The organism is Dyadobacter sediminis, assembly GCF_005860765.1.
Classification (GTDB): Bacteria; Bacteroidota; Bacteroidia; order Cytophagales; family Spirosomataceae; genus Dyadobacter; species Dyadobacter sediminis.
The window spans coordinates 1,054,955-1,080,129 of sequence record NZ_VCEI01000021.1; the positions used below are offsets into that span (position 1 = coordinate 1,054,955).

21 protein-coding genes are annotated in these 25,175 nt (G+C 46.0%); 13 read left to right on the forward strand and 8 right to left on the reverse strand.

Going from position 1 to position 25,175, the window contains the following annotated elements; translation table 11 throughout:
• Positions 1-41: 41 nt before the first annotated feature.
• The 5 genes from FEM55_RS11605 to FEM55_RS11625 all read left to right on the forward strand — a co-directional run bounded on the left by FEM55_RS11605 (position 42) and on the right by FEM55_RS11625 (position 5,876).
• Positions 42-2,252: an outer membrane protein assembly factor BamB family protein gene (locus FEM55_RS11605; protein ID WP_138281480.1), complete on the forward strand. Its 2,211-nt coding sequence runs from the start codon at positions 42-44 to the stop codon at positions 2,250-2,252.
• A 100-nt stretch (positions 2,253-2,352) separates the two neighbouring features.
• On the forward strand, positions 2,353-3,354 hold the full coding sequence (locus tag FEM55_RS11610) for a 2-dehydro-3-deoxygalactonokinase (protein ID WP_138281481.1): 1,002 nt from the start codon (positions 2,353-2,355) through the stop codon (positions 3,352-3,354).
• A complete protein-coding gene (locus tag FEM55_RS11615) occupies positions 3,351-3,983 on the forward strand; it encodes a bifunctional 4-hydroxy-2-oxoglutarate aldolase/2-dehydro-3-deoxy-phosphogluconate aldolase (protein ID WP_138281482.1) in 633 nt (210 codons plus the stop codon). The genes FEM55_RS11610 and FEM55_RS11615 overlap by 4 nt, the downstream gene beginning before the upstream one ends.
• Positions 3,983-5,284, forward strand: coding sequence for an MFS transporter (locus FEM55_RS11620; protein ID WP_138281483.1), 1,302 nt, complete (start codon positions 3,983-3,985; stop codon positions 5,282-5,284). The genes FEM55_RS11615 and FEM55_RS11620 overlap by 1 nt, the downstream gene beginning before the upstream one ends.
• Before the next feature lie 133 nt (positions 5,285-5,417).
• Complete coding sequence (locus FEM55_RS11625) at positions 5,418-5,876, forward strand: GNAT family N-acetyltransferase (protein ID WP_138281484.1); 459 nt, start codon at positions 5,418-5,420, stop codon at positions 5,874-5,876.
• A 23-nt stretch (positions 5,877-5,899) separates the two neighbouring features.
• Here FEM55_RS11625 and FEM55_RS11630 read toward each other — a convergent pair whose 3' ends face one another.
• Entirely contained in the window at positions 5,900-6,265 is a 366-nt protein-coding gene (locus tag FEM55_RS11630; protein ID WP_138281485.1) for a hypothetical protein, read from the reverse strand.
• A gap of 246 nt (positions 6,266-6,511) precedes the next feature.
• On the opposite strand from FEM55_RS11630, the gene FEM55_RS11635 reads away from it, so the two are divergent.
• Positions 6,512-6,904, forward strand: a complete 393-nt coding sequence (locus FEM55_RS11635; protein ID WP_138281486.1) for an NUDIX hydrolase — start codon at positions 6,512-6,514, stop codon at positions 6,902-6,904.
• 162 nt (positions 6,905-7,066) lie between these two features.
• Positions 7,067-7,525 (forward strand): nuclear transport factor 2 family protein, encoded by a 459-nt coding sequence (locus FEM55_RS11640; RefSeq protein ID WP_229209208.1) that lies wholly within the window; start codon positions 7,067-7,069, stop codon positions 7,523-7,525.
• Positions 7,526-7,578: 53 nt separating this feature from the next.
• Here FEM55_RS11640 and FEM55_RS11645 read toward each other — a convergent pair whose 3' ends face one another.
• The gene (locus FEM55_RS11645; protein WP_138281487.1) at positions 7,579-8,028 is read right to left on the reverse strand and encodes an Hsp20/alpha crystallin family protein; all 450 of its coding nucleotides are present in this window, start codon (positions 8,026-8,028) and stop codon (positions 7,579-7,581) included.
• A 356-nt stretch (positions 8,029-8,384) separates the two neighbouring features.
• Here FEM55_RS11645 and FEM55_RS11650 point away from each other — a divergent pair, with 356 nt between their 5' ends.
• Positions 8,385-9,278, forward strand: coding sequence for a LysR substrate-binding domain-containing protein (locus tag FEM55_RS11650; RefSeq protein ID WP_138281488.1), 894 nt, complete (start codon positions 8,385-8,387; stop codon positions 9,276-9,278).
• 126 nt (positions 9,279-9,404) lie between these two features.
• Complete coding sequence (locus FEM55_RS11655; RefSeq protein ID WP_138281489.1) at positions 9,405-12,056, forward strand: DUF7133 domain-containing protein; 2,652 nt, start codon at positions 9,405-9,407, stop codon at positions 12,054-12,056.
• Positions 12,057-12,339: 283 nt separating this feature from the next.
• Here the strand turns inward: FEM55_RS11655 and FEM55_RS11660 are convergent, their stop codons facing one another.
• Positions 12,340-12,720 carry a hypothetical protein gene (locus tag FEM55_RS11660; protein WP_229209209.1) on the reverse strand — a complete coding sequence of 127 codons (381 nt, stop codon included), beginning with the start codon at positions 12,718-12,720 and terminating at the stop codon, positions 12,340-12,342.
• Positions 12,721-12,960: 240 nt separating this feature from the next.
• Between FEM55_RS11660 and FEM55_RS11665 the strand changes: the two genes are divergently transcribed.
• The 4 genes from FEM55_RS11665 to FEM55_RS11680 all read left to right on the forward strand — a co-directional run bounded on the left by FEM55_RS11665 (position 12,961) and on the right by FEM55_RS11680 (position 15,909).
• Entirely contained in the window at positions 12,961-14,115 is a 1,155-nt protein-coding gene (locus FEM55_RS11665) for a zinc-dependent alcohol dehydrogenase (RefSeq protein ID WP_138281490.1), read from the forward strand.
• Positions 14,116-14,126: 11 nt separating this feature from the next.
• Positions 14,127-14,621, forward strand: a complete 495-nt coding sequence (locus FEM55_RS11670) for a hypothetical protein (protein ID WP_138281491.1) — start codon at positions 14,127-14,129, stop codon at positions 14,619-14,621.
• Between the two features lie 129 nt (positions 14,622-14,750).
• Positions 14,751-15,548 carry a HipA family kinase gene (locus FEM55_RS11675; protein WP_138281688.1) on the forward strand — a complete coding sequence of 266 codons (798 nt, stop codon included), beginning with the start codon at positions 14,751-14,753 and terminating at the stop codon, positions 15,546-15,548.
• Positions 15,526-15,909 carry a DUF3037 domain-containing protein gene (locus FEM55_RS11680; RefSeq protein ID WP_138281492.1) on the forward strand — a complete coding sequence of 128 codons (384 nt, stop codon included), beginning with the start codon at positions 15,526-15,528 and terminating at the stop codon, positions 15,907-15,909. The genes FEM55_RS11675 and FEM55_RS11680 overlap by 23 nt, the downstream gene beginning before the upstream one ends.
• Positions 15,910-15,912: 3 nt before the next feature.
• On the opposite strand, the gene FEM55_RS11685 is transcribed toward FEM55_RS11680, so the two are convergent.
• From FEM55_RS11685 to FEM55_RS11705, 5 genes are all read right to left on the reverse strand, one after another.
• On the reverse strand, positions 15,913-16,668 hold the full coding sequence (locus tag FEM55_RS11685; RefSeq protein WP_138281493.1) for a LytR/AlgR family response regulator transcription factor: 756 nt from the start codon (positions 16,666-16,668) through the stop codon (positions 15,913-15,915).
• Between the two features lie 354 nt (positions 16,669-17,022).
• A complete protein-coding gene (locus tag FEM55_RS11690) occupies positions 17,023-17,820 on the reverse strand; it encodes an SDR family NAD(P)-dependent oxidoreductase (RefSeq protein WP_138281494.1) in 798 nt (265 codons plus the stop codon).
• A gap of 32 nt (positions 17,821-17,852) precedes the next feature.
• Entirely contained in the window at positions 17,853-19,784 is a 1,932-nt protein-coding gene (gene glgB / locus FEM55_RS11695) for a 1,4-alpha-glucan branching protein GlgB (RefSeq protein ID WP_138281495.1), read from the reverse strand.
• A 10-nt stretch (positions 19,785-19,794) separates the two neighbouring features.
• Positions 19,795-23,130 carry a maltose alpha-D-glucosyltransferase gene (treS, locus tag FEM55_RS11700; protein ID WP_138281496.1) on the reverse strand — a complete coding sequence of 1,112 codons (3,336 nt, stop codon included), beginning with the start codon at positions 23,128-23,130 and terminating at the stop codon, positions 19,795-19,797.
• Positions 23,120-25,102 carry an alpha-1,4-glucan--maltose-1-phosphate maltosyltransferase gene (locus FEM55_RS11705; RefSeq protein ID WP_138281497.1) on the reverse strand — a complete coding sequence of 661 codons (1,983 nt, stop codon included), beginning with the start codon at positions 25,100-25,102 and terminating at the stop codon, positions 23,120-23,122. The genes treS and FEM55_RS11705 overlap by 11 nt, the downstream gene beginning before the upstream one ends.
• Between the last annotated feature and the right edge of the window lie 73 nt (positions 25,103-25,175).

Genomic DNA, 25,175 nt, shown 5'->3' on the forward strand with positions numbered 1-25,175 from the left:
AAGGACTTTATTTTCATCAGCAAGATCCATTTACTTTTAAAATGATTTCTGAACCCTTGAAAAATATCTTTTACCTGTCGTTACTTTTCCTGATCTGCGCATGGACTTTCGCAAACAGGAAGCAAGAACTTTCCGGGCCGGATCAGGACTGGCCGGTTTACGGAGGCAATCAGGCTGGAAACCGTTACTCGTCTTTAACACAGATCAATAAAGAAAATGTTAAGAACCTGAAACTCGCCTGGACTTACGATACCGGTGAAAACAGCAATGCCGATGAAAGAGGCATGGACATGCAATGCCAGCCCATTATTATTGACGGCATTCTATACGGCACCACACCGAAACTGAAAGTATTTGCCATTGAAGCAGCAACCGGCAAAGAACTGTGGAAATTCGATCCGTTTGAAGGCAAAAGGCCGAGGTTTCATCCGGTGCGCGGCGTTGTTTACTGGGCCGATGGAAATGACAAAAGAATTCTTTATACCGCCGGATCTTCTTTATTCGCTATAAATGCAAATACCGGAAAACGCGTTGAAAGTTTTGGTAAAAACGGCGAAGTCGATTTTCACGAAGGTCTTGGCGACAAGGAAACGTATGGTTACGACCTGAACAATTTCAACATCCGCAACACGACTCCCGGCGTTATCTACAAAAATCTGCTGATTACAGGCTCGTCCGTTTCCGAAGGCGGCGATGCACTGCCGGGCCATATCCGCGCTTTTGATGTTCGTACGGGCAAGCTCGCCTGGATTTTCCGCACCATTCCGCTTCCCGGGGAATACGGGTATGAAACCTGGTCAGAAGATTCCTATAAAAAACTGGGCGGCGCCAATTGCTGGGCGGGAATGGTTCTGGACGAAAAGCGCGGAACGGTGTTTCTGGGAACCGGCTCGCCTTCGGTGGATTTTTACGGAGGCGCCAGAAAAGGTGCCAACCTTTTTGCAAACTGCGTCATTGCACTGAATGCGGAAACAGGAAAACGTAAATGGCATTTTCAGACTGTACATCACGACTTATGGGACCGCGATATTCCTTGTCCGCCCAATCTGATCACCGTGAAGCATCATGGTAAAAGGATAGATGCCATAGCGCAGGCGACCAAAGACGGCTACATTTTTGTTTTTGACAGGGATACAGGCAAACCGTTATTTCCGGTCAAAGAAGTGGCGGCGCCTGTTGCCAACGCCTTGCCTGGTGAAAATCCATGGCCTACGCAGCCCGTTCCGTCCAGACCTGCGCCGTTTGCCAATCAGCAATTGACCGAAGCAGATATTACAACGCGTACGCCGGAAGCACACGCCTACGTACTGGACCGCTATACTAATAGCCGCAAAGGTCCGAAAAATGAATTGCCCAGTCTGGAAGGAGGGCTGCTTTACGGCATCGGAGGCGGGGCAGAGTGGGGCGGTACAGCCGCTGATCCGAACGGGATTATGTATGTAAACGGCAACAACATGCTCTGGTGGCTGAAAATGCGCGACAGCAGGGAAAAAAACAATGGACAAACGCTGTCAAAAGGAGCGGTGCTTTTTAATACCAACTGTACGGCTTGCCACGCTACAACGACCGGAAATGCAACGGCTTCGGCGGGTCCGCAGGCTTATCCTGTTTTGAAAGACATTGGCAAAAGATTGAGCCGGGAGCAGATTGCGGCCATTCTGGAAACGGGACGCGGAAGAATGCCTTCTTTTCAGCATATTGCAAAGGACGACCGGAATGCTATTATCGATTTTTTGCTGAATATGGAAAGCAAGCCGGCAGCCAATGACGTTCACAGCCAGACTCCGGAAATTGCGGCGCAGAAAAGTGCGGATTTTCCTTATGCTCCGCCATTTGTCAACAACGGCAATGTCCAGTTTCGCGATCAGGATAATTATCCGGCCATCAAACCGCCGTGGGGAACGCTGAATGCCGTTGACCTGAACACGGGAGAATACCTCTGGAAAGTAACACTGGGCGAGTACCCCGAACTGACCGGCAAAGGAATTCCGCCGACCGGCACGGAAAATCACGGCGGCCCGATCGTAACAGCAGGCGGACTGCTGTTCATTGCGGCAACGTATGATGAAAAACTCAGGGCTTTTGATACCAGAACAGGAAAGGTCGTCTGGGAATACAAACTGCCTGCGGGCGGCTTTGCAACACCGGCCACGTACATGGTGAACGGAAAGCAGTATATTGTTATTGCTGCCGGCGGTACGCGGTATGGATTGAAGTCCGGTGGAAGCTATGTTGCTTTTGCGCTTCCTTAATGGCGCCGGAATTCGTATACTGCGGGTCAGAAAACTGGATATATCAAAGCCTTTTATTTAAAATACGTGAAGTTTTGGCGGCATAACTCAACCTGATAACATGGAGAAATATTTGTTAAGCTGCGATTGGGGCACTACATCTTTCCGACTGCGGCTGGTAAACAGAACGGACAATTCGCTGATTGGCGAAGTGATTTCGCAGAATGGAATCAGCTACACATACAGTTCATGGAAAGCATTGGATGGCATCCCGCGTGAAATTTATTTCAGGCAGCAACTGGCCGAACAGATCAGGATCTTGTCACAAAAACTTGCCATGAATCTCGATGGAGTTACGGTTATTTTGTCAGGCATGGCGTCTTCATCCATCGGTATGCAGGAAATTCCTTATGCGCAGCTTCCGTTTGCTTTGAACGGCAGCAGTATTCTGATGAAGCATTTTGGTGAACAGGAAGGTTTTAACAATGAAATCATGCTGTTATCCGGCGTAAGCAGCCATCATGATGTCATGCGCGGAGAAGAAACACAGCTCATCGGTGTAGCCGAACTTACCGATTTTCCATATCAGGAAAATGCCATATTCCTATTTCCGGGAACGCATTCCAAACATTTGTACGTGAAGCAAGGCGAGCTTACGCAGTTTAAAACGTTCATGACGGGTGAAGTTTTTAATCTGATGGCGGGTCAGAGTATATTAAAAGATTCCGTGGAAGTTGAAAATCAGGTAAATCTTTCGCCTGAAATGCTGGAACCGTTCAAGGCCGGGATTGAAGAATCGGGTGTTGCCAGTATTTTAAATGCGCTTTTTACAGTAAGAACGAACCAGCTTTTTCATTTAATGAATAAAAAACAGAATGCCATGTTCCTGAGCGGACTGCTGATCGGGTCCGAGCTGCGGCACTTGCTAAAAGAAACGGAATGGAAACTGGTATTATGCAGCGGAAAAAATCTTTACGAATTATACAAAACCGCCATCGAAACATTGAACCTGCCGGACAGAACTATAATTGTACCTTCCGAAATCGTGGATAGGTCCGCAACAGCCGGTCAGATCAAGGTTTTTGAGCATCAGAAATTAACATTGAACAAACTGAACTTATGAGTAAATTTTCCTGGGAGCTGTTCCAAAAGGCACCGCTTGTCGGCATTATCCGAAACGTTGCAATGGAAGACATGGTACGTATTCTTCCCGTTTTCCGCGAAGCCGGACTTACAACCGTTGAAATCACCATGAATACGCCCGACGCTTCCAAAATGATCCGGTATGCGCTGGAAAATGAAAGCGAAGGCCTGAATATCGGTGCGGGAACGGTTTGTACCAAAGATGATCTGGAAGCGGCACTGGAAGCAGGTGCCCATTTTATCGTGACACCGGTCATTAATAAAAAAGTAATCAAATCCTGCGTCAAAAAAAATATTCCCGTTTTTCCCGGCGCATTTACGCCTACGGAAATTTACAATGCCTGGACGCTGGGCGCCAGTATGGTGAAAATTTATCCGGCCACTTCGCTCGGGCCTGAGTACATTAAAGATCTGAAAGCGCCTATGAATCAGCTTAAACTGCTTCCGACCGGCGGCGTAAGCCTTGAAAACATGTCTGCATTCCTGAAAGCCGGCGCCAATGGACTCGGCATCGGCGGACAGCTTTTTGACAAAAAACTGATTCAGGAAAAAAACTGGGATGCGCTGAAAACGCATTTCCGGCAATTTCACAGCAAACTCTCCGTCTGATGCAAAATGTAACTTCCGGAAATTACCGCTGGATCATTGTGATCTTGCTTTTCACGGCCACGACAATCAATTACCTCGACCGCCAGATTATCGGTTTGCTGAAACCCATTCTGGAAAAGGAATTTGTCTGGACGGAAACCGATTTTGCGCGGATTGTCATGGCTTTTACGGCGGCTTATGCCGTCGGTCTGCTGCTTTTCGGCTGGCTTATCGATAAAATCGGGACCAAAACGGGGTATTCCATTACGATCATTTTCTGGAGTGTTGCCGGTATGCTGCATGCGGTCGCCCGGAGCGCGTTCGGGTTTGGCATTGCGCGGGTTGGATTGGGGTTGGGCGAAGCCGGGAATTATCCGGCAGCTGTCAAAACGGTGGCAGAATGGTTTCCCAGAAAGGAGCGTGCGCTGGCAACGGGACTTTTTAACGCCGGAACGAGCATTGGCGTAGTCGTTGCGCTTTTACTGGTGCCCTGGATACTGAATTATTACGGTTGGCAGGAAGTGTTCTGGATTACGGGCGCGCTGGGATTTGTGTGGCTGGTTTTCTGGCTTATTTTTTACGACATTCCTTCAAAGCAGAAAAGGCTCAGCGCCGAAGAACTGCATTACATAACAAGCGGGCAGGATCAGGATGAAAATGAAGCTGAAAAGCAGCCGGTTCAATGGATCAAGCTTTTTACATTCCCGCAAACATGGGCATATATAACCGGAAAAGGGCTTATTGATCCGATTTACTGGTTTTTCCTGTTCTGGCTGCCTTCCTACTTTGCATCGACTTTCAATCTGGACCTTAAAAAACCGAGTCTGGAACTGATGCTGATTTATACCGCAACAACAGTCGGAAGTATCGGCGGAGGGTATTTGTCATCGTGGCTGATCAAAAAAGGCTGGCCGACTCTGAAAGCGCGGAAAACGGTTTTGCTTGCATTTGCATTTCTGGAATTGTCCGTCATTCTGATCCAGTTTGCCGGAAATGTCTGGGCCGCCGTCGGCTTGATCAGTCTGGCAGTGGCGTTGCATCAGGCGTGGGCTACAAATGTTTTTACCCTGCCGTCGGATCTGTTTCCCAAACAGGCGGTGAGTTCGGTAGTCGGTATCGGCGGCATGGCCGGTGCCGTAGGCGGTATTTTGTTTCCGATTCTGATCGGCAGTTTGCTGGATACCTACAAAGCCGCAGGAAACCTCGCCGGCGGCTACAACATCATTTTTACGATCTGCGGCTGCACTTATCTTGTTGCCTGGCTGATTATTCATTTGCTCACGAAAACGGCCAAGGTTGTGGAACTGGAAGAATTGCGTTAAACAGAGTCGGTTTGGGTTTGCTTTTTTAATCAAAAACCCGTTGATAAAAATTAAGCTTGAAAAAAATGTTGCTTAAATTAACGGCATTTTTAAGCTGTAAAATAGTTTGATCAACACACACATTCAATCAATCATGATTATTCTAAAAAGAACCGATTCTGACAATCCGGATTTTATTTCATTAGTAAAGTTGCTGGATGCATACCTTGCGGTAACGGACGGTGACGATCATTCGTTTTACTCGCAGTACAATAAAGTGGACAAAATCAGGCATGTCGTACTGGCTTATGAAAATGAAAAGCCTGTGGGCTGCGGCGCTATCAAAGTGTTTGAGGACGAAGCCATGGAAGTGAAGCGCATGTACGTTTCGCCGGAATGCAGGAATAAAGGAATTGCAGGGAAAATCCTGTCCGAACTGGAAAGCTGGGCCGGTGAAATGTCGTTTAAAAGATGCGTTCTCGAAACGGGAAAAAGACAGCCCGATGCCATTGCACTTTATAAAAAATGCGGTTACCGGCAAATTCCGAATTACGGCCAGTACATCAATGTAGAAAACAGCATATGCTTTGAAAAGCTGTTAAGCAGGAGTTGATAAACCGGATTTTACAGCGTTGTTTATTGCTTTTTGATGGCAGTAATCTGGATGTAGTCAGGCAGCGCAATCAGTGTTGGACCAAAGGAACAATTTGATTTCAGATTGCCGCTGATGATATAATCCGGAATTTTCAGATCAGCACTTTTTTGCCACGTTGAGTCCGCTTCGCAGGCAATCGTATAAATATTTCCTGATGAAGCTTCTTCCGCTATTGTAAAAGTTCCAAGTCCGTGATAAACGGCTTTTGCATTTTCCACTTTTTTGTAAGTTTTTCCGTCACAGCCGCAATCGGGCTTCGGATCTTCTTTTTGGCAGGACAAAGCAAATACCAGAACAGTTACTGCAAGAAATGATAGAAGCCTGCCTTTAAAATCCATGTTTTTCATGAGCGTAATGGTTGGAAATGAATGAAAGAAAATTCCGGAATAAAAACAGTGCAATAAAACAGGTCGATTTTTGAACCTGCCGGCTTAAAGTAGCAAGACCTGGCTGAACGGAAAATAGTTGGAAAGTTTTATTACAAACAGGTATGAATTTCAACAGTTACGGCAACATACCTTGTGATGAATGAACATGTCGCTAAGCAGCATAGTAAAATTTGCTATGTTTGCCGGAAAGAAAAAGCTTTTAGAATGATTGATAAACTGGCCTTTATAAAGTTACAAGATAAAAAAATCCTGGCTGCGCGCAGCAAAGGACGCGGGATCTATTACATTCCCGGCGGCAAGCGCGAACCCGGCGAAACGGATTCCGAAGCATTGGCAAGGGAAATTGAAGAAGAACTGACGCTGAAACTGGATCCGGCTTCTGTTCAATTTTACGGCGAATTTCGTGCACAGGCACATGGGCAGTCCGAAGGCATCATGGTGAATATGCGTTGCTACACCGCATCCGGAATTGGCGAAATCGTGCCATCTGCCGAAATTGAAGAAGTGATTTGGCTTTCCTACTCCGATCGGGAAAAAGTTTCGGATGTGGCCAAATTAATCTTCGATGATCTGAAGGTGAAAGGGTTACTGGAATGATGTCAGGAGCATTTCAACGTATTCAGTTACATGTTGCTTTATTTTCAATAGCCTCTTGTCCACGGATCGCATTAATGAAGAACTTTAATGCATAAGTAAAAAAAGGTTTTTGAGGTACTTTAATATGATGAACAGCAACACAACCAGCATTTTACACCAGATATGATGAACCGTTATTCCGTTTTTAAAAGTGCTTTTATAACCTTTTTGTTTTTAGCATTGAATTTGTCCAATGCGTTTGCACAAGGAAAAGAGGAGGCCGAAGTAGCCAATGCTGTAGAAGCGTTACGTGTGCAGCTTGTTGACCCGCAGGAAAATGAACTTTCAAAGCTGGTTTCCAGGGATCTTAGCTATGGACATTCCAACGGCCTCGTGGAAGATCAGGCAACTTTTACAGCTTCGTTGATGAGCGGAAAGTTCAATTTTCAGAAAATAAACCTGACTGAACAAACAATCAAAATTACAGGCGATGCTGCCATTGTACGGCATGTTTTTACGGCTGAAACGCATGATGCCGGAAAATCGCCGGGATCGGCAAACCTGAAAGTTCTACAGGTATGGCACAAGCAGGGTGGAAAATGGATTCTGATTGCGAGGCAGGCTGTGAAGATTACAGTATAATGCTTGAGAAACTAAAAAGTAAGAGGCTCTGTCAGAGCCTCTTACTTTTTATATTAGGATATTTCAATTAATCTTGGTCCCTTTTGCCTGGCTTCTTCCTTCTTCGGAATCAACAGTTTCAAAAGTCCGTTTTCATATTGCGCGCTGATGCGGTCTTCATCGACTACGTCCTTTGGAAGGACAAATGTTCTCTGGAAAGACTGATAGCTGAATTCTTTTCTGGAATAATGCTCTTTATTTTCTTCCTGTTTATTTTCCTTCATCGAAGAGATCGTCAGCGTGTTGCCGTCCAGACGAATGTTGAAGTCTTTTTTGTCCATGCCCGGCGAAGCCATTTCAACTTCAAAGTTTTCTTCTGATTCGCGGATGTTTACGGCAGGAACCGTGGTGCTTGTGGATGAAAAGTTGGACTGGTTCCAGTCAAAAAGATCACGGCTTAAAAAGTCATCAAATAAAGCCGGAAATACGGGGAACATATCCCTGTTTTTTCTGATGAGTGACATAATTACCTCCTGTTTTAATTGTTAAATAATAAATTATCTAATAAGTAAATGAAAGTATTAAACATTCATACAGCATAAACAGTAAATTTCATACCAGAAAATTCAAGGTGAAAAATTGACATTTTGATCTGTCACATTTTCAGTTTATCATGCGTAAAATAGGCTTAGTTGATGTTTAAACAATGATTTATCTGGAAAAAATGTCATATTGTTTCCGGTTTCTACCTCAGTGTTTTCAATCTGTTTTCAGTACTTGCCGGCAAATGACAAGGTTTCAAACCGTAACATTGACATTCCATATAAAATGAATGCAAGATTTTTACTGAAGAATTTCGTCGAGTGTTTTAAAATATATAATGGTTTTTGATTTTAGGTTACACGTTTTCCATACCGTTGCAAAACGCCTGAACTTCACAAAGGCGGCAGCGGAACTGTTTATAACGCAGCCTGCTGTTACCAAGCACATCCACGAACTGGAAAACCAGCTGAATACAAAGCTTTTTGACCGGAACGGCTCCCGGATCAAGCTGACCAGAGCAGGAGAAATCCTGATGCAGCATAGTGAGCAAATATTTGAGATTTACCGTAATCTTGAATTTGAAATCAACAGTTTGTCGCAGCGGCAGAGCGGCAAATTGAGGCTGGGTGCAAGCACAACGGCTGCACAGTATATCCTGCCGCCGATCCTGGCTGCTTTTCATAAGAAATTCCGGAATCTGGAAATTACGCTTACCATTAAAAACACAGAGGAAATAGAGCAGGCGCTGCAAAACAAGGAAATTGATCTCGGCGTGATTGAAGGATACTCCAAAAATGCAGCGATCAAATATACCGAGTTCCTGAAAGACGAAATCGTGCTGGTGGCGGCCATTAAAAATCCATTGGTAAAAGGAGCCGTTATCAAGCCTGAAAAGCTGAAACAGATTCCGCTGCTTTTGCGGGAACCGGGTTCGGGAACGCTGGAAGTTATTGCACATGCACTGCGGGAAATCGGGATCAGCATTGCCGACCTGAACAATGAAATGCAGCTGGGCGGCAGTGAAAGCATGAAACTGTACATGCTGCATTCCGACAGCATGGCGTTCCTTTCGGTTCATGCCGTTCTGAAAGAGCTGCATCACAAAGAATGCCGCATTGTGGATGTGGAAGGCCTGAATATCGAGCGGTATTTTTATTTTACCATATTGCACGGCCAGCACGAGGCACTGCCCGAGCTTTTTATGAAATTTGCCAAAATTCAGGTTCAATGACAGATTAAGTAAGTTTCAGCACATATATTTATAGGAGTAATTCAATTTGTACAATTTATAATCAAACGTTCCTTTTCTTAATTGCAGGCTATATGTCATGTATTGCCTTGTTAGTCCCATTCATTTATGTTAAAAATTACATTAAGCTTGTTTGCCGCATTTTTGGTTTTTTTCTGGTCTGCGCCGATCAACAGACCGTCAGGAAATGCGGAAGAAAACAGAATGCTGCTGAAAACGGATTCCATGCGGAATGCCACCAGCTGGCCGGAAGAGATCAATATTACACCTTTTACAGGCCCGGACATTACGCCGAGCCCGGCTTGTCTGGCAGTGGCGCCTACGGGGGAAGTGTATGTGGGCGTGGACATGATGGGGTCGCTCGGAAAAGAACCGGGTAAAGGAAGTATTGTCAAACTGGTGGACAGCAATAATGACGGAAAAATGGACAAGCACACCGTTTTTGCCAGCGTTGACAATCCACGCGGTATTATTTCGCAGGGCGACAAAGTATTTGTGCTGCATACGACATTTTCTGCGCAAACCGGCATTGCTTCCGGAATGGACCTCGTGGTTTTTGAGGATAAAAACCATGACGGCGTGGCCGACGGCCCTTCAAGCCCGCTGATCCAGAATATCAGTTCACCCAAATTTCTGCAAAGCCGAGGTACGGACCATGCCACAAACGGTATCCGCATGGGAATTGACGGCTGGATTTACATTGCTGTCGGTGATTTCGGCTTTCACGATGCCGTAGACCGTTCCGGTAAAAAAATGACGCAGCTTGGCGGCGGGATTGTAAGAGTGAGGCCGGACGGCACCGAAATGGAAGTATACACACACGGTATGCGGAACATTTATGACGTGGCCATTGATCCTTATATGAATATTTTTACAAGAGGAAATACCAATGACGGCGGAGGCTGGAACATCCGTTTCAGTAACCAGATACAGTCCGGAGAGTATGGTTATCCGGTTTTGTTCCAGCATTTTACTGATGAAATCATTCCTGCTTTGGTTGATCTGGGCGGAGGTTCCGGAACCGGGGCTTTGTTTCTGGATGATCCGACTTGGCCTGCCAAATTCAACAAGGTGCCGATGATGGCGGATTGGGGAAGAAACCAGCTTTACATTCACCGGGTAACGCCGGACGGCCCGAGTTTCCAGCAGAAAGAAGAAGAATTTATAAAACTTGCGCAGATTACGGATCTGGATATCGATGCTTCGGGACGTGTTTATCTGTCGGCATGGGACGGTGCAGGTTATTCGGGAAATCCGGGTAAAGGATTTGTCGTAAGAGCTGTTCCCAAGAACTGGACATACAAAAAATTTGCGGATGTTAACAAAGCTTCTGTAAAGGAACTGGCGGCTATGCTCAAATCGGAAAGCGCAGTAGCCCGGCTGGCTGCACAGCAGGAACTGATCGCACGCAACGCCAAAGATGCGGCAAAAGAAACCTGGAACATTGCATCCAACAAAAGTAACCCGCTTTATGCACGTGTAGCCGGAATTTTTACCTATACCCAGCTTGCCGGAGCCGGTGGAAATGAAAACCTTGTAAAGCTGACTGCAGACAATGACGTCCGGGAATTCGCACTCCGTGCGCTGGCCGACCGAAAAACCGCTCTGAAAAATGTGCCGGTTGAGCCCTTTCTGAAAGGCCTTAATGATCCTTCCGAGCGTGTAAGGATTGCTGCAGCGGTTGGTCTGGGCAGGCTTGGCCGCGCGGAGGCTGCAAAGGAATTGCTGAAGGTGAAAGTTCCGGCTTCTTTTATGGCGCCTGCACTGGGAACGGAAGGTCCGCACGCAACGCCGAATGCGGCTATTATTCCGGCCCATATCGCTGTAAGATCGCTTGTGAGCCTGAATGCAGTGGATGCTTGTGTAAGTGCGATCAATACTGAAAATGCAGCGATTGCATTGTGGGCATTGCGTTACATGCATGATCCGAAAGCAGTGAACGGACTGATTGCAGCGTATAAACAGTCAAAAGATGAAAAGCTGAAAGACCAGATTCTGGTTACCCTTTCCCGGCTTTACAAAAAAGAAGCGGACTATGACGGTTCGTGGTGGTGGAGCACAAGACCGGATACGCATGGTCCGTATTATAAAGCCATAACCTGGGAATCGTCCGACAGCATTAAAGATTTTCTGATGCAGGAATGGAAGCAGGCCAATGAAAAGGACAAGCAGCTTTTCGCCGACCTGAACAGCCGTCACCGCATGGAAATTGCTGAATTTGGCGGTGAAGAAAAAACGGTAGCAAAAGAGGAAGTAAAAATTGATCTTGAAAAAATCAGGAACAAAAAAGGTCAGGTTGGGGAATCTTCCATTGAAGACGTGATGCTGGCTATGGCAAAAATCAACGGAGATCCTGCCATAGGTAAAACACTTTTTACCAAACAGGGATGCGTTGCCTGTCACAGTATCAGCAAAGGCGAAGTGATGAAAGGGCCGTTTATGGGACAAATCGGTTCCATTATGACGCGCGAGCAAATTGCAGAGTCCATTCTGAAGCCCAATGCTTCTATTTCACAAGGCTTTGCAACCGTTATGGTTACAGCCAAAGGTGATAAAAATTACATGGGCTTTATTTCGGAAGAATCGGCTGACAAACTTGTCATGCGCGATATTACGGGACAGGTTTATACAATAAAGACGTCGGATATTGTTTCTCGCAAGGAAATGGAAACGTCCATGATGCCATCCGGCCTCGCCAACGAACTTTCATACGAGGAATTTGCTTCCCTGATTACTTTTCTTTCCAAACAGAAGAAATAGGAAATCCGGAAATTTGTATAAAAGCCTGTATGTGACCTGCTCATGTGCAGGCTTTTGTGTGTTCGGAGGTATTGTAAATGTGATGTTTGTGTCTTCACAAACAAATAACAAACGCCGTAAAACGTGAAATTTGTAGCTGTAAAATGCTTTATGCACGGTTTTGTGAAGACACAAAACCAGCAACATTCACCGTTTTCGTTTGTGTCCTCACAAACAAAAAATCCCACGAAAAGAAGCCGGACAAGCCCTTAACATGGGAATTAAGAATAAGGAATGAGCTATTTCAACGCTGGTTTTTTCTCCTTTTGGTGTTGTCCGGCATTGTTGCCCTTTCGGAGCGCATGGTTTTTCTGGTTTTTTTTACCGAATAGGAAGACAATGTATCGGTACCCGGTCTTCCGGTGCTGCTTCTGCTGCCATCAACCAGTCCGGTTGTACTGACATTTCCATTGTCGCTCAGGATCGGTCCGCTTTCGGCATTGGCTGAATCTTTCAGAATGGCAGTGACATCGGATGAATCCTTTCTCATGCTGGTTCTGGATGTTTTTTTCTGATAGGTTCTTTCACTTCCCGTTGTTCCGGAGGCATTGTTCCGGGACTGGGCAAATGAAACTGCGGGCGCAGCCATCAACGTGATGATAACCATGAATTTAAGGACTCTCATATATTTTGATGATTTAAGGTTTTCGAATCTGCAAGGATATTGAGCTGTTGTAAAATACCGTTCCAGAACATTCCTGCATAAAGCCGTGCAGCCGCAGTAATCAAAAAGCAGCATCAGAAAAGCGCATGGCGATCCAACAGGATAAAACGTTAACATTGGAACGCTTTTTTAAGCATATACTGAATTCTTGTAAAAAGGTTATTCAGGAATAATGTCTTATCAAATCAGAAAGGAGCATTTATGTTAGCAATGAATTACCGCGGGCCATACAGAGTCCGGGCAGATCACAAGCCTTATCCGGAAATACTGCATCCGGAAGATGCGATTGTTCGTGTAACCAGATCCTGTATCTGCGGATCGGATTTACATTTATATCACGGCCTGGTGCCGGATACCAGAGTTGGAATGACGTTTGGCCATGAATTCATCGGCATTGTAGAGGAAATCGGACCTTCTGTACAAAACCTTAAAGTTGGAGATCATGTAATTGTTCCTTTTAACGTTGCTTGCGGAAAGTGCGTATTTTGCGAGCAGCAGATGTATGGAAACTGTCACGAATCCAATTCACAGGCAACAGCAGTCGGCGGTATCTTCGGTTATTCGCATACGGCTGGCGGCTACGATGGCGGACAGGCCGAGTACGTCCGTGTTCCTTATGCAGATGTAGGCCCTACGGTAATTCCTGCCGAAATGCATCCGGATGATGCTGTTTTACTGACGGACGTGGTTCCGACAGGCTATCAGGCAGCAGAAATGGGCGGTATAAAACCGGGCGATACCGTTGTGGTGTTCGGAGCAGGGCCGGTCGGCATTATGGCTGCCAAATGCGCCTGGCTTTTCGGAGCAGGACGCGTGATTGTTATTGACCATATTGAATACCGTCTGGAATTTGTCAAAAATTACGCGCAGTGTGAAGCCTACAATTTCCGTTCATTGGAAGATCCGGTTTTGTTCATCAAGAAAACAACAGACTGGATCGGAGCAGACGTTTGCATCGACGCTGTAGGCTGTGAAGCCGCAGGAAGCGCATTGCAGACCATTACAGGAGTAAAACTCATGCTTCAGGCCGGAGCAGCCACTGCCCTGCACTGGGCGATCAACTCGGTAAAAAAAGGAGGGATTGTATCCATTGTAGGTGTGTACGGCCCGACTGGCAACCTGATTCCGATAGGAAATGTCGTCAACAAAGGCATTACAATCCGTGCGAACCAGGCTTCTGTCAAAAGGTTGCTGCCCAGACTGATCGAGCACATCAAGGAAGGGCGTCTGGACCCGAAAGCCATTATTACGCACAGAGTTCCGCTGGAAGAAGTCGGAGATGCATACCATATTTTCTCCGCCAAGCTTGATAATTGCATTAAAACCATTCTTATACCGCCATCTGCAGGAATTTAAAGGAAACAGATATGAAAAATACAGCCATTGATCACAGCCATATCAAGGGATGGGGCGTTGACGCTGATCCGCTTGATGTTCCGGCTTATCCGATGAAAAGAAGGACCGAAAATGATAATAAAGGCATGTACTGGGAACGTCCGGCACATCAGGTCCAGACCGTCGAAATACTAAAATCCAATGAAAGGCCGGATCTTACTGCCGTGTTCGGTACTTCCACGCCGCCGTCTGGTCTGAGCGGAAAAATCAGGCGGTTTGCATTCAAATACAGTGAAGCGAGCTTTGCGCACTGGCTGCCGCTTATCCTTGCCGACCGCATCAATATGCTCGAAGGCATCGCCGACGATTTCAAAAAAGGCCATATTCCCAATCTGATTGACGAACTTGGTGTAAAGTCGGAGTTAAAGCATAATCCCAAAGGGTTTGCAAAAAAAGTGCTTGTCGGTGTAGCCGTTACCGCGCTTTTTATAGCGTGGATGCGACGAGATGACCATGATGAAGATTAATCGAAAGCAGCTATTCCGCATAAAATTCCTTTTTCACAAAAGAGTTTTATGCGGTTTTGTTTTATATGGCAATGAGGAGTTCTGTTAAAAATTTCTATCTTGCCAGCATTGAATGACCCTGTAATTGCAATGGACCCGAATAATTCCCGGCTCAGGACTGTACATGTAACACGTTATGTAACGCCGCTGCGCGAGGGTGGATCCCTTCCGGCCATCGCAGAAGCGGATGACGATTTTCTTTATGTTCTTAAATTCCGCGGAGCCGGACAGGGACCGAAAGCATTGATTGCCGAACTCATCGGCGGCGAACTGGCCCGCTTTCTGGGGTTCAGGATTCCCGAAATTGTATTTGCCAATCTGGATGAAGCTTTTGGAAGAACCGAGCCGGATGAGGAAATCCAGGATCTGCTCAGGGCAAGTGCCGGACTGAACCTCGCCATGCATTATTTGTCGGGTGCTGTCACTTTTGACCCCATAGTTACTGTTGTTGATCCGCAGCTTGCTTCCCGGATTGTTTGGCTAGACAGCTTTCTTGCCAATGTGGACAGGACTGCACGCAATACCAATATGCTGATGTGGCATAAAGAGCTCTGGCTCATTGATCACGGCGCTTCGCTGTATTTTCACCATTCCTGGCAAAACTGGGAAGAGCAGGCACAACGGCCTTTTGCACAGGTAAAAGATCACGTTCTGCTTCGCTATGCAACTGAGATGGACGAAGCGGACACTGCTTTTAAAAAGATACTGAATGCGGATCAAATCAGGTCGGTCGTTGCGCTGATTCCGGATGAATGGCTGCTTGCTGATTCGCCTTTTGATTCCGCCGAAGCACATCGCAATGCCTATGCCCGCTTTCTGGAACTGCGGCTTTCTGTTTCTGAAATTTTTGTAAAAGGAGCGCAAAATGCACGAGAATCACTTATTTGAGTACGCCGTAATACGTGTTGTACCAAGGGTGGAGCGCGAGGAATTTATAAATGTCGGAGTCATTCTGTACTGTCCCGGAAAAAATTACCTTCAGTTTGTCTTTAACGTGAACGAAGCCCGTTTGCGTGCTCTTTCCGAAAACACCGATATAAAGGAAGTACTTGATTACCTTGACGCATTGAGGCGTATTTGCGAGGGCCGGAAAGCAGGAGGACCTATCGGAGCATTGCCGCTCTCATCACGCTTTCGCTGGCTCACGGCTACACGAAGCACCGTTGTACAATCGTCGAAAGTTCATCCGGGCTTTTGTAAAGATCCGGATGAAACATTGCAGCGTTTGTTCAGACAGCAGGTTGGATAACCGTCAGCGCAAGTTCAGATGTTGCTGGACTTCTTCCTTTTTACGTCTTGAAACCTCCACTTTTGATCCGTCGGAAAGCAGTACAAACTGGTTGTTATGTGTAACCTGCTTGATGTATTTGGGATTTACAAGATGCGATTTGTGTGTCCGGATGAAGTTGAATTCACCGAGCATGTCATCAAAATGTTTGAGCGTTTTGCTGGAAATAAACGGCTTTTTTCCTACAAGGTGAATGGCCGTATAATTTTTATCAGCTTCCAGACGAAGAATTTCATCCAGTGTAAAAAAGAAAACTCCTTCGCTGGATGGTACCGCCAGCCTAAAATCCCGGATGTCTTTCTTCTCTATATTCTGGACAAGGTTATCATACAACTCCTGATTCAGTTCAATAGCCCGGAGACGTGCTTTTTCGATGTGCCTTTCTATGGCTGCCTGCAGTTCGTCGGGATCCACCGGTTTAAGCAGATAATCCAGTGCACTGAAACGGATGGCCTGAATAGCATACTGGTTGTAAGCCGTAGTGAACACAATATCGTAGGGCGGATCTTTTCGGGCACTGATGAATTCAAATCCGTTCTGAAAAGGCATTTCAACATCCAGAAATACAACGTCCGGAATGAAAGTCTCCAGTACCGTCAATGCTGACTGAACCGAATCCGCATCTCTGATCTCGAAACTTTCTTTTACAAGATTGTCTAAATAATGCCGGAGCACATTTCTGGCCTTTTGTTCATCATCAATAATCAACGCTTTTATCATAACGCAAGTCTGATATAGTAGGAAATAAAATAATAAATGGTTGCTGCGTACTAATCCTCGTATCTGTTAGCGGCAATAATTTATACTAATTTCACCCATATAGCAGGATTCATTTATTTGGTGGCTGATGCTGATTACTGTAAGGTAATTTACTTCTTGATACGGACAGGATCATCCGGATTGCCGCTCTTGCATTTTCGGTCGAAACCAGCAAGGCGGAACATTTTCTGTGAATAATAAAGATGCATGTGCGGGTTTGTAGCAACCGGACCAAAGTGCCCTTTTTCTGGCCAAGGTGCATAAAAAAATCCCGGAGAGGATGACTTCCGGGATTTTAATCAAATTCATTTATAATCAGTCTTTGTCCACAGGCTTCTGCATTTCGTTCATGTTATGTGCTACAACCGTATCCGGTAAAATGTTGCTCATCCCGATCTGAACCTTGTTCTTGAACCCTGAAATAACCTTGTCCTTGCCGGACATCAGTGCATCGTAACCATCTTTGGCTACATCGGCAGGGTCGGCCATGGAACTTTCATCCTGAACTGCCTTGCTTTCCGTCATATCCGCTTTGTTGAAAAAGTCGGTATCCGTCACGCCCGGCATCAGCGCAGTCACGGTGATTTCATATTCCTTTACTTCTTCCCGGATCGACTCAGAAAAAGAGAGTACAAAAGCCTTCGTTCCATGATATACCGATTGCCATGGTCCCGGTGTTTTACTGGCAATGGAAGCGACATTCAGGATTTTACCGGAATTACGGCTGATCATGTCCCGTAAAAAGAACTTTGTTAAAATGATAACGGAAGCAATGTTCAGGTTTACAATATCCAGTTCTCTTTCAATTTCTGTATCCTTGAACAGTCCGTAAACACCTTGTCCGGCGTCATTGACAAGTACTTCAACTTCAATGCCCTGATTTCTTACTTCCTGACAAAGCGCAAAAGCTTCATCTTTTATAAAAAGATCTTTTGCGATGGAAATTACATTGGCTCCATGTTGCCTGAACTCTTTCGCTCTGGTTTCCAGCTGCTGCTGGTCACGTGATACAATAACGAGGTTATACTGGTTTTTGGCAAACAGTAGAGCAAGTTCGTAACCAATGCCGCTGGTGGCACCGGTTATTAAAGCATATTTTTTATCTGCAGACATAACTTCTTAAGATTTAGGTGAAAACTATTGGCTCAAAGCCATTCAAATTCCCGCACATACTTTAAAACAATAATGCCCAACGGCGGTAAGGTCAGCGGAATGGAATGTGTTTTTCCATGTTTGGGAACGGGGTAGGTTTCCAGTTCGTCTTTATGAATCACATCAGCTCCGCCGTACTTCAGATTATCACTGTTGAATATCTCCTTGTAATACCCCGGTTTACCAGTCCCGACCCGGTAATTGTTCCGTACAACAGGGGTGAAGTTGGCCACAAAAATCAGGATGTCTGCTTCATTCCTGCCTTTGCGCATCCAGCTCATGACGCAATTTGCTGCGTCCTGATTGTCAATCCATTCAAATCCTTCTGCCGAAAAATTATTCTCGTAAAGTGCCGGCTGTTCTTTATACAATGCATTCAGATCTTTCAGTACATGCTGAATGCCCGTATGCGCAGGATTGTTGTTTTCTGACCAGTCCAGACTGAAATCGTGACGCCATTCATGTCGCTGGGCAAAATCCGCACCCATAAACAGCAGCTTTGCACCCGGATGACCGTACATGTAAGCATATAAAAGCCGCAGGTTGGCAAACTGCTGCCAGTGATCGCCCGGCATTTTGTTGATCAGTGAATGCTTGCCGTAGACGACTTCATCATGCGAAAGCGGCAATGTGAATTTTTCCGAAAATGCATAATGTATGCTGAAAGTAAGCTGTCCCTGATGATGCGTGCGGTGTACAGGATCAAGCTGGAAATAGGAGAGTGTATCGTGCATCCAGCCCATCATCCATTTCATATCAAAACCCAGTCCGCCCTGGTTGGTCGGGCTGGTAACGCCCGGCCAGGCTGTTGATTCTTCGGCAACCGTGAATACGTCCGGAAAATAGGTGTGGACAGCATCGTTGAAGGATCTGATGAAATCAATGGCTTCCAGGTTTTCCCTGCCGCCAAATTCATTTGGAATCCATTCTCCTTCATTTCTTGAGTAATCCAGATAAAGCATCGAAGCCACGGCGTCTACGCGCAGGGCGTCAATGTGAAATTTGTCCAGCCAGTAAATGGCGTTGGAAATCAGAAAAGATTTAACCTCGTTTCTGCCAAAATTGAAGATCGAACTTTTCCAGTCCGGGTGGAAACCTTTTCTGGGATCGGCATGCTCGTAAAGGTGCGTGCCGTCAAAATACCCCAATCCGTGTTCATCCGTAGGAAAATGGGAAGGAACCCAGTCAAGTATCACACCGATTCCCGCCTGATGCAGGGCATCTACCAGAAACATAAAATCCTGCGGTGTTCCAAAACGGCTGGAAGGTGCAAAGTAGCCTGTCAGCTGATAACCCCATGATCCGTAAAACGGGTGTTCCATGACGGGCATAAACTCCACATGTGTGAATCCCATATAATTACAGTATTCGGGAAGTTCAGCTGCGAGTTCACGGTAAGTCATAAACCGGCCATTTTCTTCATCCACGCGCCGCCATGATCCGATATGCATTTCATAAACCGAAATGGGTTTGTTCATGGCATGTTCCGCTTTCCGGCTTTGCATCCAGCTGCTGTCGTTCCAATCGTAGTTCAGGTCCCACGTTACCGTCGCGGTATGCGGAGGCGTTTCCCAATGGAAGGCATACGGATCGCCTTTTTCTACTTCATACCCATTGTTCGAACGAATGAAATACTTGTAATATTCACCTTTTCCCATTTGCGGGATAAAGCCTTCCCAAATACCCGAATGATCGTTCCGAAGTTGAAGAGGCGCGCTTTCTCTTGTCCAGCCGTTGAAATTGCCGACAACCGAAACGTAAGCTGCATTGGGCGCCCAGACAGCAAAGCTTGTTCCTTTCACACCATTATGTTCGGTGATGTGCGAACCAAGTTTATTATATATACGGTAATGCGTACCTGATTGAAACAGGCTGATATCAAAGTCGGTCAGTAATGCCGGTAATTCCGTTTTATGATCTGTCATAGTCAAAAGTTTATACAGTCGCAGGTTCTGCCTTTTTCATGATGGATTTAATTCCTCTCAGCGGGACCATAACCCAGGTCGGCCTGTTGTTTACCTCATAATTAAGTTCATAAATAGCTTTTTGCAGCAGGAATGTTTGCAGCAGGATGGCAAGGTCTTCCTTTTTCTGCGGAATGATCGGGCTGTCTTTCACCGTTTCAAGATACGATTTCATGAAAATTCCGCTCATGTAGTGGTACCATTGTTCTACATAAGGAATGAGCTTTTCAATATCTTCCGTACGAACCTGATTATCCAGATAAAGACTTCCGTAAGCCGCATAATGGAACGAGCGGAGCATACCCGCCACATCGCGCAGTGCCGAACGTTTCAGCCTTCTTTCACTGTAACTTCTTGCTGGCTCGCCTTCAAAATCAAGGATCACAAAGTCTTTTCCTGTAAACAGCACTTGTCCCAGATGGTAGTCGCCATGGATGCGGATTTTGGAAGTATCGATCTTGTGCGAATACACCTTTTTAAGTTCCGCCAGGATTTCTTCTTTCATCTGCATGATTTCATCGGCTTCCTTTTTAACTTCCGGTTCCAGTTTTTTACTGTTTCGGTTAAGGCTCTGGAAAGCAACGCGTACAAGCGACTGCAAAGAGGAATAAACCGACCGCTGATAGTGAAGTGAGAATTCTTCCGGTTTAAAATCCGGCAGATGCGTTCCCGAAGCAAGTGCAAGGTGCATTTCAGCTGTTCTTACGCCCAGCAGCGAAATCTGCTCGGCAGTAGGAACGTCCAGCAGATCTTTCAGCACATCCGGAATATCCTCGTAACCCACCGGGTCGATCAAAGTTCCGACCAGCTCGGCCGGCAACTGAACATTGCTTCCCAAAAGTATTTTCTCATTGAAATCGTTGAGCCTGTCCAGCATATTTGCCCATGCGTCCGTACTGCTCGGAACCATTTCCTGCATCATGCCCAGTACCATGGAATCTTTGTTGTTTTTCCATTCAATGGCTCCCACAAAAGCCGGGATGTTCGGGAATTTGGCTTCGTGCGTCAGAAAATGCGTGATTTCCAGATCGGGGTTAATGGCACGATCCACCTTGCGGTACAGCTTGAAAAAGTACTTGCTGTCAAACGCCAGGGAAGTGTTGCTTTGTTCAGCAGACATCACCCTCGGTTTGATCTTTTCAGTATCTTTAATGTGATTTTCCAGCTCCTCGTTTCCTGAGAAATGGATGTGGCCGTCTTTGGTTTCGACAGACTCCTGCACAGCCATATTGTTGATCAGGGCAAGCTGCAGTTCCTGTCCGTAAACACCGTCAAACAGTACTCCCTCTTCCTCTTCAATCTTGATCTGTGCGATAACAGCCTGTGGACAATCTTCTCTTACACGGAAAGAAAAAGGCTGTTTGCCAAAAGCAACGTGCAGCTGATACATTTCCGGAAGGTCATTCTGGTAAGTCGCTTCCAGCAAAAGGATGTAGCCCGGCAGGTTCTCGCCAAGCGGAATGGTTGCATGCGAAACAATGCGCAGACTGTCCAATCCTTTTCCTTTGCCGCCGAACCACCTCATTTTCATCAGGTAAGCCGGCAATATTTTGTTTTCAAGATACTCGATAACACGCGGCTTCAGCAGATCTTCCCATGTTGCCAGTTCAATAAGCGGCAGTTCCTCGTTCTTGTCGATTTCCGGATGCGTTTGCTGCAATACAAAGCATTGGCATGCATAAGCTTCCAATGTAAAGAAATACGGTGTATTGTCCTTAATGGCGGGAAATTTGTTTTTGCTGAAAATCTCGACCGGCTGATAACCTTTATACTGATCAATATCCAGTTCTACCGGCTGCGGAAAGCGTGAAAGATTGGCAATGACCAGCATGGTCTCATCTTCGAAAGTACGTGTAAAAGCAAGTACCTTGGCATTTTCCGAATTGATGAACTTGATGTCTCCGCGGCTGAATGCCTTGTACTTCTTACGCGTGTTGATTGCCCGTTTCATCCACCACAGCAGCGAAGACGAATTGCGTGTCTGCAGTTCCACGTTTACGGATTCGTAATGATATTGCGGATCAAGAATCAATGGCAGATAAAGGCGCTGCGGATTAGCTTGTGAAAATCCGGCATTACGGTCCGGGCTCCATTGCATCGGCGTTCTTACGCCGTCGCGGTCGCCAAGGTAAAAGTTATCGCCCATCCCGATTTCATCCCCGTAATAAATGATCGGTGTTCCCGGAAAAGTGAAAAGAAGTGAATTCAGCAGCTCGATTTTCTTGCGGTTATTCTCCATCAAAGGAGCAAGCCGGTGCCGGATGCCCAGATTTATCCTTGCCTTCGGATCTTTCACATATACTTTGTACATGTAATCGCGTTCTTCGTCCGTTACCATTTCCAGTGTCAGCTCGTCATGGTTACGCAGGAATATTCCCCACTGACAGTTTTCCGGGATTTCCGGAGTCTGGTCAAAAATGTCGGTGATCGGATAACGGTCTTCCATCTGCAGCGACATGAACATGCGCGGCATAATCGGAAAATGATAATTCATCTGACATTCGTCACCGTCGCCAAAGTAGGCTGCGGAGTCTTCCGGCCACATGTTGGCTTCCGCCAGAAGCAAAGTTCCGGGGTAACGCTCGTCTACATATTTTCTCAGTTTTTTGAGGTATTCATGCGTTTCCGGCAGGTTTTCGCAGTTTGTTCCGTCTCTTTCAAAAAGGTACGGAACAGCGTCCAGACGGAATCCGTCCACACCCATTTTACACCAGAAATTAAGAATCTTGAATATTTCTTCCTGCACAAGCGGACTGTCGTAGTTTAAGTCCGGCTGGTGATGGAAGAACCGGTGCCAGTAATATTGTCCTGCTTCACTATCCCACGTCCAGTTGGATTTTTCATAATCCTGAAAAATGATCCGCGCATCCTTGAACTGTTTCGGATCGTCCGTCCAGACATAATAATTACGGTAATCGGAACCTTTGGGCGCTTTTCTGGCACGCTGGAACCACGGGTGCTGATCAGAAGTGTGATTAATAACCAGCTCAGTAATTACTTTGAGACCGCGTTTATGGGCTTCTTTCAGGAAGGTTTTAAATTGCTGGATATCGCCGTAAGAAGGATTAATGGAGTAATAATCCGAAATATCGTATCCGTCGTCCCGCAGAGGCGAAGGGTAAAAAGGAAGCAGCCAGATCGCCGTTACGCCAAGATCCTGAAGATAGTCCAGCTGTTGCATCAAACCCTGGAAATCGCCTATTCCGTCGCAATTTCCGTCTTTGAATGCTTTTATATGCAATTCGTAAATAATGGCATCTTTGTACCATTGCAGATTTTTTTCGAGTACTCCATTCTTATTTTCCATGCGGGTATGTATTCAATGGTTCAATTTTTAAAATGTGTGCAGGCATTTCGTACGGATTGAGCTGTACGTAATTGTACGCTCCCTGCCAGTTGTATTTTTCTCCGGAAAGCATGTCGCTGACTTTATACGGCTGATCATAATGTATCCCGAATTTCTCAATCGGTACTTTTATATGTGCGCCTTGTGTATTATAAAAGTCGAGGTTTACAGCAATCAGCAATGCATTGTTGCTGGCTTCATCAATTTTGGTATAGCACATGATCATGTCATTGTTTGTGTCCGCAAATTCAATGTTCCAGGTTGTCTGCAGTGCCGGATTGTCTTTCCTGATTTTATTGACACGCGTTATGATTTCTGCCGTACGGCTGTAACGGTTCCAGTCCCAGTGCTTGATTTCGTATTTTTCATTGTCTGTGTATTCTTCCTTGCCGGGGTGCGGCGTATTGACACCGAATTCATAAACCGGGCCGTAAAGACCGTAATTGGAAGACAGCGTGGCAGCAAGTAAAAACCGGGTAATGTGCGCATTTTCTCCGCCGACGGCCAGATGGTGCGGCAGGATGTCGGGTGTGTTGGGCCAGAAATTAGGACGGAAATAGTATTGCTGATCTGTTTTGGTCAGTTCATGCATGTACTTTTCAATTTCGTATTTGCTGTTTCGCCACGTAAAGTAAGTATACGACTGATTGAAGCCGATCTTGGCAAGCCGTTCCATAACCCTCGGTCTCGTAAATGCCTCGGCCAGAAACAAAACTTCCGGGTTTTTCTTCCTGACTTCACCGATCATCCATTCCCAGAAACCGAATGCCTTCGTATGCGGGTTGTCGATACGGAATACGCGTACGCCTTTTTCAATCCAGAAGTCGATCACACTTTTCAGTTCATTCCACAGATTTTGCCAGTCTTCGGTTTCAAAATCAAAAGGAAGAATGTCCTCGTATCTTTTGGGCGGGTTTTCTGCATACTGAACAGTGCCGTCGGGCCGCCATTTAAACCATTGCGGATGTTCTTTCACATACGGATGGTCAGGTGCGCACTGGTACGCAATGTCCATCGCGATCTCGATACCGAGTTCTTTGGCTTGTAAAACCAGTTCCTCAAAATCTTCTAAAGTACCCAGTTCCGGATGAACTGCCTTGTGCCCGCCAAGCCTGTTTCCGATTGCCCATGGAGAGCCCGGATCTGTTTCCGAAGGCGTTAATGAATTGTTTTTTCCCTTGCGCTTCATTTCGCCAATCGGATGAACCGGCGGGAAATAAAGCGTATCAAAGCCCATTCTGGCAACTCGGGGCAAAAGTTTTGCAACATCTTTAAAAGTGCCGTGTGTATCAGGCGTTGCGGATGCAGATCGTGGGAAAAGTTCATACCACGAACTGAATGCAGCTTTTTTCCTTTCTACCTCCAGCCGGAATGTTTTATCATAAACTGTGATCCGGTCTGTGAAACGGATTCCGTTCATGGCGTTGGCAACCTCGTCGCTGATGGCCAGATTTATTGCATGTACAACGTCTTTGTCTCCGGAGTTTCTCAGTTCACTGATCCACCGGGTAAAATCCGGCTTCTTTTCTGAGCTTACGAGTTCAGCTGCTTCTTCCAGCAGCTCGGCACCGATGAGGATTTCGACGGAGACATCCTGGCCTGCATCATATTTCTTGACCAGACCTTTTTTCCAGGTGGTGAAATGATCGATCCAGCCTGTTACCCTGTACTCATAAAAACCGGTTTTTTCCGGTGTCCATGAAACTTCCCAGCAGTCATTAATGACATAGTTCATGGGAAGGTCACTCCAGTATTCGTCATTTTCATGTCTGAAAATCACACTGGCAGCAACTACATCGTGTCCGTCTCCGAAAATGTCAGCAGAAACAAGGACATTTTCCCCGATTGCTCTTTTGGCCGGATACTTGCCGCCTTCAACTTGTGGTGTAACGTTGGTGATAATTACGCGTCTTATTCCATCCTGAATACTCATCGATCCGATTTTTAAGTTTTCATTTCTCGAATGGATACTAGGACAATCAAAATCATGCCTGCAGGCAGGCTTT

Coding starts and splice junctions, on each gene's coding strand:
- FEM55_RS11605 (WP_138281480.1), top strand. CDS start 42: ATGATTTCTGAACCCTTGAAAAATATCTTTTACCTGTCGTTACTTTTC.
- FEM55_RS11610 (WP_138281481.1), top strand. CDS start 2,353: ATGGAGAAATATTTGTTAAGCTGCGATTGGGGCACTACATCTTTCCGA.
- FEM55_RS11615 (WP_138281482.1), top strand. CDS start 3,351: ATGAGTAAATTTTCCTGGGAGCTGTTCCAAAAGGCACCGCTTGTCGGC.
- FEM55_RS11620 (WP_138281483.1), top strand. CDS start 3,983: ATGCAAAATGTAACTTCCGGAAATTACCGCTGGATCATTGTGATCTTG.
- FEM55_RS11625 (WP_138281484.1), top strand. CDS start 5,418: ATGATTATTCTAAAAAGAACCGATTCTGACAATCCGGATTTTATTTCA.
- FEM55_RS11630 (WP_138281485.1), bottom strand. CDS start 6,265: ATGAAAAACATGGATTTTAAAGGCAGGCTTCTATCATTTCTTGCAGTA.
- FEM55_RS11635 (WP_138281486.1), top strand. CDS start 6,512: ATGATTGATAAACTGGCCTTTATAAAGTTACAAGATAAAAAAATCCTG.
- FEM55_RS11640 (WP_229209208.1), top strand. CDS start 7,067: ATGATGAACCGTTATTCCGTTTTTAAAAGTGCTTTTATAACCTTTTTG.
- FEM55_RS11645 (WP_138281487.1), bottom strand. CDS start 8,028: ATGTCACTCATCAGAAAAAACAGGGATATGTTCCCCGTATTTCCGGCT.
- FEM55_RS11650 (WP_138281488.1), top strand. CDS start 8,385: ATGGTTTTTGATTTTAGGTTACACGTTTTCCATACCGTTGCAAAACGC.
- FEM55_RS11655 (WP_138281489.1), top strand. CDS start 9,405: ATGTTAAAAATTACATTAAGCTTGTTTGCCGCATTTTTGGTTTTTTTC.
- FEM55_RS11660 (WP_229209209.1), bottom strand. CDS start 12,720: ATGAGAGTCCTTAAATTCATGGTTATCATCACGTTGATGGCTGCGCCC.
- FEM55_RS11665 (WP_138281490.1), top strand. CDS start 12,961: ATGTTAGCAATGAATTACCGCGGGCCATACAGAGTCCGGGCAGATCAC.
- FEM55_RS11670 (WP_138281491.1), top strand. CDS start 14,127: ATGAAAAATACAGCCATTGATCACAGCCATATCAAGGGATGGGGCGTT.
- FEM55_RS11675 (WP_138281688.1), top strand. CDS start 14,751: ATGGACCCGAATAATTCCCGGCTCAGGACTGTACATGTAACACGTTAT.
- FEM55_RS11680 (WP_138281492.1), top strand. CDS start 15,526: ATGCACGAGAATCACTTATTTGAGTACGCCGTAATACGTGTTGTACCA.
- FEM55_RS11685 (WP_138281493.1), bottom strand. CDS start 16,668: ATGATAAAAGCGTTGATTATTGATGATGAACAAAAGGCCAGAAATGTG.
- FEM55_RS11690 (WP_138281494.1), bottom strand. CDS start 17,820: ATGTCTGCAGATAAAAAATATGCTTTAATAACCGGTGCCACCAGCGGC.
- glgB (WP_138281495.1), bottom strand. CDS start 19,784: ATGACAGATCATAAAACGGAATTACCGGCATTACTGACCGACTTTGAT.
- treS (WP_138281496.1), bottom strand. CDS start 23,130: ATGGAAAATAAGAATGGAGTACTCGAAAAAAATCTGCAATGGTACAAA.
- FEM55_RS11705 (WP_138281497.1), bottom strand. CDS start 25,102: ATGAGTATTCAGGATGGAATAAGACGCGTAATTATCACCAACGTTACA.